Below are 1,180 nucleotides of genomic sequence, written 5' to 3'. Positions count from 1 at the left end.
TATGTGTCAAGACTTTGGCGGAAACTTTTTTTTCTAGAGATGGTAACTCTTCAATTTTAATATTAAAATGGCTCATTCTGTGTGTTTCATTACCCAAACATTTTCTTCAGTTGTCCCATTGGACTTGATGTGGAACTATAATTAGCTATTTCTCCCATTTTAACGCCTATAGAAGGACGATTAATCTTTTTCAAAACAGCTCTAACAGCGCCTTTAAATTCAGGGACAATGGTTTGTTCAAATGCAGGTAGTTCGGCTCTTAAAGCTTCTAAAAGCGTTCCGTTTTTACGAGCTGAAATAATTGAAGCTAAGTTTCCAGCTCCTTTGGCTGAAAATCCACGCCCTTGACGTTTCATACGATAACTATAGGGACGATGATTACTTTCACAAATACCTATCCCATTTCTTACAGGTAAGTCTCGCATTTTCAATGGACGAATACTTTCCCAATTGCGGTCTAAATAAGCCCCTAATAGACGGAGGTGTTCTATGTTATCAGCTCTTTTCTCCTCATCTTCTATTCGACTCTCTGTCGTCGCCAATACGCTAAGTACACGCTCTTTATCATAGGCACTCACAGCTTTTTTCATTTCAAAAATCATAGGCTTATCAAAACTTAACCGTTGGTTTATTTTTTCATTCATGTGATAGGGATCTCTAAAGTGTTCATGTTTTTTGCATTTTCCAATAATCTGTTCAAATTTATCTTTTTCATACCCGCTGCCGCCATCACTGTTGGATACGACTATCGTTTCCCGAATATCATACGTCGCTTCTAACCACCGCCCAGCTCGTTTAAAGGCTTCTTTACTAGATACTGTACTTTCAAAAACCTGGGATTCGATAAGGACTGGTCGCTTTTGTTTTCCTACGTACGTCACACCTTCATGAAATTGAACACGATGAAGCTCAGGGTTTTTTTCGCCTCTTCCTTTTAGTAATAACCCGTCTCCTTCAATAAATAACACAGGCACTTTCTTTTTTTCTTTTTGAGGTGTTTCAATATGACTCGGAGCTTCATCTGTCCATTTTTGAACTTTCTCGCCTGTTTTTTGAACCATCTTATGAACCGTTGTATGGCTTACCTGAAGCGGAGTTAAGAGGTTAATGGCGTCAGCTGCCTTACGATACACACCATCGGAGGCAACCTTAGCGGCTTTCATTTCAACTAAAGGCGAAT

The 1,180-nt window shown here is 39.2% G+C and carries 1 protein-coding gene; it reads right to left on the bottom strand.

All coding sequences use genetic code 11. The features are described from left to right. Positions 1-89: 89 nt before the first annotated feature. A partial coding sequence (locus BMX84_RS12365) for an ISLre2 family transposase (RefSeq protein WP_091490362.1) occupies positions 90-1,180 on the bottom strand: 1,091 nt, incomplete at its 5' end.

The organism is Alkalibacterium putridalgicola (genome assembly GCF_900109825.1).
Classification (GTDB): Bacteria; Bacillota; Bacilli; order Lactobacillales; family Carnobacteriaceae_A; genus Alkalibacterium; species Alkalibacterium putridalgicola.
Note: the sequence above shows the minus strand (reverse complement) of the source record. Positions and strands in the feature narration are given on the sequence as shown.